Here is a 6,849-nt window from a genome sequence, read left to right on the forward strand (position 1 = left end):
CTCTTTACGGGCCTCGGCAACAAGCCGCATCGCACGCTCACGAAGCTCTGGCGGATACTTCCTTTGTGCTGGCATGATCATCATCCTCTCGGGATTTCAGACCCTCCACCAAACCCGGGGCGATTCAGATTTTACCCGCCAAATCAGCCGGCTCCAGATACGATTGATCGAGCTCTCACAGGGAAAAACCGAAGCGCTCTCCAAAACTCATCAATTGAATATGACATCCTTAGAAGCGTCGATCAACCGACTCCAACTCAGTAAATAAATCACGAGTCCTCGCGCTTAAAGTATGTGAGGCACCAACTCACATTACGCGCTCACATTTATATGAGGTACCTCGCGCAGACCACGAAAGTAGACGACGTGGATTCCTCGGTTTCTCGGGGGAATTGACTGAGTACTTACTGGACAGTTCCCTGGAAGGATGATGTCCGAATCTCTTTACCCATATGTGCACTACTGCCGGGTCCGTGCCGGTGATGCTGCAGATTGGTAACGTTGGTGGCGATGTTTCTTGCTGTGATCCCTATCGTCGCGATTTTGGTGACGCTGGTTGTGAAGTTCGCAATGCATCCTCTACGCACGTTGTTGAAGGTTCTGCGTGCACTGTTTTTCGTGTTCGCGGTCGGCATGTGGATCCTGTTCTTCATCATGCGGGCTGAACTTGATCGCCCCGTAGTTCCTGAGGACTATGTGCTGCCGGTGCTGTTCACCATTCCGTGGCTCCTAACCTTCATTCCAGTACGGAAACGCACCCGAACCGAATAAGACCCAGGGACTTCACATGCAAGGTCGTATCGACAGAGGTCCATCAAGTTTACGAAAAGGAACACAAGCGGTGAGGGCGTAATACCTATCTCGACAAAGGGCATTGAGACCCGTGAGAGAGGAGCCGTCTGGCGATGTCTGCTCTTAAGCACCCCTCCATAAAGAGGCGAACGCGCAGCCCGCGTTGTTCACGCAACGCAGGCGATGTCGGGGATAGAGCGGTGGTGCCGATTCGGCACCACCGTCCCAACTGGGATAAAAAGTTCTGCGATGAACCAAGTCCTGCCGGCCGGGGGTGTTGAATCAACACCCCCGGTGCTGGTGAATCACAACCAGCAAACGGGTCTGCTGAAGCTTTGCTTGAGTCGCCACCAACGACGAGGCGGCGGCGTTGAACGAGCGCATCCGGTCCGGGCGCGTCGAGCGGGGCGAGGTCGATGACGCGGTAACGGCGACCGGCAGCGATGGCCTACCCATCGGTCGGGGTGACGTGATCCAGACTCGGAAGAACGATGGCACGCTCGGGGTCGCGAACCGGCAGCAATGGTTCGTCCAGCACGTCACCGACGACGGCACCGTGTACGCCCGCGAAACCTCCAATGGCCGCACGAATCCTCGCACCGTCGCCCTGCCCGCTGAGTATGTGGCAGAGCACGCGCACCTGTCTTACGCGGCGACCGCGTACGGTGTCCAAGGAGCCACCGTCACTGCCTCGCACACGATGCTGTCGGAGGCGACGAGCGCAGCAGGCGTGTATGTCGGGATGACAAGAGGCCGGGAACAGAACCGGCTGCATGTCGTCGCCGAGGACATAGCCGATGCCAGGGCGCAGTTCATCGACGCGATGGAACGCGACAGTGCTGATCGGGGCCTCGACCACGCCACCGTTCAGGCTGTCGAAGCGGTGCGCGGCATCATCAAGAACGGCCCCGTTCGGCTTGTCACTGAAGAACTCGCCCGACTCGATCATGAAGCCGAGCAAGCCGAAAGGCAGGCGGAGCGGTGGGAGCAGATCGCCGCCGGACTCGATACTCAGCGAGCCGAGCACCGCGCCGAAGATGACGAGAGCGCTGACGTGCTCCGTCGGGCTGAGGACGCCGCCGCCCGGGTGCGCGTCGGGGTCGCCGGGCCACTCACCGAGCAGGCCGAGCACGACGGCGCAGCCTACCTCGCCACCATCGGAACCGAAGCCGCCGCAAGTGCCAGGCTCGCCACCGCCGGACGTTTCGGCAGGCGTAAAGCGCGGGCCGAGCACCACGCCGCGACCGAACAAGTCGCTGCGGCTCGGGCGAGCTTGCGCGCGACATGGGATGAACTGCCCCGCACCCCCGAGTCGCTATCCGCATGGGCAGCGCAGGCAGCGGAACGCCGAGCCGAGAGCGACCCCCGCGTAACCGATGCCAACCGTGCCGTCGAAACCGCGCACGTCGAACGGACGGCGACGCAGCGGCGGCACACGCAGGAACGCCTGGCGTTGCTGGCCAGCGAGCTTGGAGCAGATGAAGCCTGGCGCGACCAGTTCGGGATGCGCCTTGTCAACCCGCACCGCAACGCCCACGAGGCCCACGCCACGGCCGCCCTGGCCCGCGCCGAAGCCGAAGAACTCCGCAACCTCCCCATAGGCGACGCCGCTCGACGGATAGAGGCCAAGCGTGCTGAGCAGGAGCAGACCCAGCAGCGCGCAGCCCAGCGGGCACGAGAACTTGAGCCGTTCGAGCGCGACACTCCTCGCACGGGCCCGGCCCGCGATAGGCCAGCACGCAGCCTATGACGCAGCCTGTCCACGCCCGCGTAGCCTGCGTCCCTCACTTTGTTGCTGAGGAGTGTTTGAGCCGAGGAGCCAGGCAGTCGGGTTCTCAGGGGCGGTTGGTAGACTCGGGGGGTGCGGATTCTGGTGGAGGTAAGTGAGCGGGCTCAGGCCTGTTACGACGTGGGGTTGTCTGCCGGATTTGAGACAGCCTGGGGTCTCTCTGCGGCTGATCCCACCTTGACGCGGCTTGACGCTCAGAAGCGGGTGTCAAGCATCGACTTCGATCCGTCCTCTGAGCGGATGCGGCGCGGTAACTTCTCGTCCGCACCGTGGGTGGTGTCCGCATGATCGACACAACCTCGCTGGCAGACCTCCTCATGTGCGGGCCACGGGGACGACGCCTGCTCCTCGAGTATGCGATCGCATCCGATCGCCTCCACGTCCCCGAGTACCGTGAGGACTCGTTCAACGCGGGAGTCTTTCTCGCCTCGTATCACCTTGACCCAGGCAAGGGCACATCGGTGCAGTTGATCGGCAACGTCGGTGGGGAGGTTCGGGAGGTCGCCCCCGCTGAGGTTGCAGCGCGCTTGGAAACTGTGTCGTTGGCCGAAGTGACCCCGGAACTGTTGCGTGACTGCGTCTCCGAGCCGGTCGGTTCGGCCAGGTACTGGCAGGAGGCGGACGGGAGCGACGTACTTGCGGTGTCAGATGAGTTGCAGGTTCCGCTTCGCCGCGTCGCGGAGCACATTGCCGCGTCTGCGCATGCCACGTGGTGGGGTGAGTCGGTGGCGGAGCGTTCCCAATGGCAGGTGGAGTGGGATGACGCACCACCGCACGAGATCATGGCAGACCCGATGGCATTACTCCGCAAGGTGCGGGATCAGATCGTCGAGGAAGAACTGGCTGCTCGGCGGGAGCGTCCGTCGGATGTGACCGCGAACTGGAGCGGGAACTGGTGGTCACGCCCACCGTGGGAGCTTCCCTCAACCACCAGGGCACTGTTCGACGAGAGTCCTGCCGGGTTGTGGTTCGTGGAAGACAGCCTCGGCTGGGAGCAAGCGAACACGCGGCGGCTGGGGGTACCCGCTGGGCTGCGTATCTTCGAGATTGACACCGCCGAAGCGTGGGCGGATCTATGCGCGCGGTTCCCGATCGAGGTCACCGCGCAAAAGCGTCACGACTGGTACCGCGCCACCGGGCGAGACGGTGCTTGGGTGGTCCCGGACTGGGCGAAAGTCGCCGAACACTACGACGCTGTACACCTCCAGACACAGACCTATCTCTCTGCGGCGGGAATCGCGATCCCTGTCGATGAGCAGACCGCTACCGTGATCGCGGGCTGGGACCCGGATCAGACGTTCTGGTTTACACCGAACGTGCGCTACATCGATGATCCTGTACGGTGGGTAGTTGAAGAGAATGGCGAACGCACCGATTGGGTGAGACAGGAGAACCCAACATGATGATCGGAACACGATTGCGGTCGCGTGTCGCGCTCGGCACGGCAGCTGCCGTAGCAGCAGTGATTCTGTTGACTGCCTGCGCACCTTCACCGACAACAACCATGACCGACGCTGAGGGCAACACGGTCACCGTTGAGTGGGTCGACTACCCGGCGAACGCGGGCATCCCAGCAAACGATGTATTGATGCTCCCCGCTGCTGAAGAGGTTGAAGCACGGGCAGACCAGCTCATCGCCGAAGTTCAGGACACTCTCGAAACCCAGTACGGCATCACCGGATGGACGGTAGAAAACGAAAGTGGCTGGTACCCGCAGGAAGGCAACGGGTACGGCGGAACATCACTATTGACGACCTTTAACTCGGCGCTCTACGAGGTGAGTGTCACCGTCTCTGTCGAACAATGGGATGCGGTCATCGACACCGTTCGGCAGGTCGCGGAACAGGACGGGATCACTGATATAGCGAGCGACACCTACTTCGAGGAGTATCCTGTGTGGATGCGGGTGGGGAGCTTCCATCGTGGGGCTGAGTTCTTTGACGTAACGGTCCAGGATGAAACGCTCGACCCTGACTACCAGGCGGGCGAGAGCGATGACGGGCTCGTGGCGGGTGTCTCCCTGTTCTATGGGATCACGACGATCAGCGAAACCGATCGTGCCGAGTTCATCCGCCGCGCGGCTCCCTTTGAGGGAATCACGTTGCCGGAGGCGACGACCTCCGACTGACACTCACGCACGGTCCCGCCACCGTGGCGGCACCGTGGGATCAGGGGTTTTCCAGTTTGCGGGTGAACCGCGCCGGTGGAGCCACCATGGCCCCACCATGCGACTTGGGGTTTCTTGATCCTGAAGGGAACCGCGGTGCCGCCGATTCAGCGAGACCGTCTGTCCTGGGAAGCCTCTCGTGGAGTAGGACCACGGTGGTGTCGAATCGACACAACCGCCCCTTCCCAGGAAAAGTTGCTTCCTGTGAATCTCGATCTGGCTGTGCGGGGGTGTTGAATCAACACTCCCAGTGGTTGCGAATCACGACCACCGCACCGGTCTCCTGATTGAATTGCGTGAGCACATATAGTAGCTCAAGTCGAGAGTAAATACTAGATGTTGTGGTTTGGGTGACGCACCTGTCGTGTATGAACACGATCACGCACACCACCAGTACACCGAGTATTGCCCGCACCAGTCAGGTACGGACCCCATCCCGGGGACGGGCGCGGGCACCTGGCGCACTCCCGCCAGGCTTCGACCCAGAGGGGTTCACGCGAGAGGCGTGTGAGCGGTCGGGGGTGTCCTTCGCGGTCACCGACCCGGTCGCGCTGTCAAAGCTCCGCGTGCTCACCAAACTCGAAACCTGACACCGCACCCTCGATGCAGCATTCCCGGGGATCACCTGCATGTGCAGTGCTGTGGTGTCAGGCTTTGAAGGTGATCTGCACCCGTTCGGGCCTGAACCGTGCGCCGCCGTTGGGGAGGGGCAGGATCACGAGAGTGTCTACGAGGGCGGCGATGATGGCGCGTTTCTGTGGGATCGACCACTCCGACTCCCAAGCCTTCCGCAACGCCGCCTCGTCACCGATCGGGATGCCCTTCAACGCTGCGGACCTGCTGGTACGCCCGAGGAGTCGTTCCGCTTCAGTGATGGAGTGCTGTGCTGCGGCTTTCGCAGCATGCAACTCTGCCCGAGTCAATAGGCCTGCCCCGTAGTCGCGGGCCATATCCTCCATCCGCTGCCTCGCAGCAGTGATCTGGGTCATCGCCGCCGCAACCCCACCGTCTTCGCCCGGTGCCATGTCAGGGAGGGTGGTTGCTGCGAGGCGGAGGATGATAGCTTCCGTGACGACGGCTTCGACGCCTGCGGCGCTGGCTGACAGTCCGCCGCGTTCCGGGCGTCCTGGGAGCGGGAGGCACCGGTAGAAGTGCTGCTTCGAAGGAGCAGTCTGCCCAGTGCGCCAGCCACCGGTGACGAGCGTGTTGCCGCACTTCCCGCACGAGATGATCCCGGCAAGGAGACTCTTCGCGCTCCTGCCGACACGGCGGTCGGGGTTCGCGAATACGGCTCGGATGCGTTCGGTTTCTTCCGGGGTGATAATCGCTTCCCAGTTCCCCGGCCCCATAATCGCTCGACCACCAGGTTTCTCGCCACCACGCGGCGCATCAGGGTCATACGCACGCTGCCCACTAATCCTCGCGGAACACAAAATCGACTTTACTGTGGAGGCATGCCACACATTCAGGCGACTTTTACCTTTCGATGGGGGTACGGGGCCGTCGTCGCGGTTTGAAGCGTCCTGGGTTTCGTTCCGCTTTTATGCGTGTGCCAGGACGCTGGCATGTTCTTGATAGTAGTGCGCTTCGTACTCTGTTGGGGTGCGGTAGTCCAGGGACTCGTGCAGGCGGATCGTGTTCCACCAATGGACCCAGTCCATGGTCGCCAGTTCGACCTCTGTTGCCGTTGCCCAGTGGGGCCGTGTGTAAATCAGTTCCGTCTTATAGAGGCCGTTGACGGTCTCGGCCAGCGCATTATCGAATGCGTCGCCGACGCTGCCCACCGAGGCTCTCAGCCCGGCCTCTTCCAACCTGTTGGAATAGCTCCACGACACATACTGGGAGCCCTGGACGCCCTTCTAAGTGTCAAGCAGCAATCTGCGTCTGATTGATTACCTGGGTTCTGGTTTTGAGCGCGTAGAACATTTCCCGTGCGAGGTATCGTTTCACGCACCTGAGGGCTTCCATTTTGGAGTGCCCTCCGGAGAGTTTCTTCGCCACATAGTCCTGGGTTCTCGGGTCGGTTCTGAGTCTGCCGATCGCGATGATGTGCAGGGCAGAGTTGGCTTGCCGGTCACCACCCCTGTTGAGCCGGTGACGG

8 protein-coding genes and 1 pseudogene are annotated in these 6,849 nt (G+C 61.9%); 6 read left to right on the plus strand and 3 right to left on the minus strand.

What is annotated here, in order from left to right:
* The 6 genes from H7E91_RS11600 to H7E91_RS11225 all read left to right on the plus strand — a co-directional run.
* Positions 1-268, plus strand: a 268-nt coding sequence (locus tag H7E91_RS11600) for a hypothetical protein (RefSeq protein ID WP_206680434.1), incomplete at its 5' end; no start/stop codon positions are given.
* Between the two features lie 254 nt (positions 269-522).
* Positions 523-771 carry a hypothetical protein gene (locus tag H7E91_RS11205; RefSeq protein ID WP_182355203.1) on the plus strand — a complete coding sequence of 83 codons (249 nt, stop codon included), beginning with the start codon at positions 523-525 and terminating at the stop codon, positions 769-771.
* A 391-nt stretch (positions 772-1,162) separates the two neighbouring features.
* A complete protein-coding gene (locus H7E91_RS11880; protein WP_241698567.1) occupies positions 1,163-2,542 on the plus strand; it encodes a hypothetical protein in 1,380 nt (459 codons plus the stop codon).
* Between the two features lie 111 nt (positions 2,543-2,653).
* On the plus strand, positions 2,654-2,869 hold the full coding sequence (locus tag H7E91_RS11215) for a hypothetical protein (protein WP_182355204.1): 216 nt from the start codon (positions 2,654-2,656) through the stop codon (positions 2,867-2,869).
* Positions 2,866-3,984 carry a hypothetical protein gene (locus tag H7E91_RS11220; RefSeq protein WP_182355206.1) on the plus strand — a complete coding sequence of 373 codons (1,119 nt, stop codon included), beginning with the start codon at positions 2,866-2,868 and terminating at the stop codon, positions 3,982-3,984. Before H7E91_RS11215 ends, H7E91_RS11220 begins: the two co-directional genes overlap by 4 nt.
* Before the next feature lie 101 nt (positions 3,985-4,085).
* Positions 4,086-4,709, plus strand: a complete 624-nt coding sequence (locus H7E91_RS11225) for an LppA family lipoprotein (RefSeq protein ID WP_182355207.1) — start codon at positions 4,086-4,088, stop codon at positions 4,707-4,709.
* A gap of 686 nt (positions 4,710-5,395) precedes the next feature.
* On the opposite strand, the gene H7E91_RS11230 is transcribed toward H7E91_RS11225, so the two are convergent.
* The 3 genes and pseudogenes from H7E91_RS11230 to H7E91_RS11605 all read right to left on the minus strand — a co-directional run.
* Complete coding sequence (locus H7E91_RS11230; RefSeq protein ID WP_182355209.1) at positions 5,396-6,097, minus strand: recombinase zinc ribbon domain-containing protein; 702 nt, start codon at positions 6,095-6,097, stop codon at positions 5,396-5,398.
* Positions 6,098-6,289: 192 nt separating this feature from the next.
* Positions 6,290-6,598 (minus strand): annotated as a pseudogene (locus tag H7E91_RS11235) (integrase core domain-containing protein); the annotation flags it as partial.
* 16 nt (positions 6,599-6,614) lie between these two features.
* A partial coding sequence (locus H7E91_RS11605) for an IS110 family transposase (protein ID WP_479682478.1) occupies positions 6,615-6,849 on the minus strand: 235 nt, incomplete at its 5' end.

Origin of the sequence: Flaviflexus huanghaiensis, from assembly GCF_014118685.1 — a bacterium.
In the GTDB taxonomy this organism is placed as follows: Bacteria; Actinomycetota; Actinomycetes; order Actinomycetales; family Actinomycetaceae; genus Flaviflexus; species Flaviflexus huanghaiensis.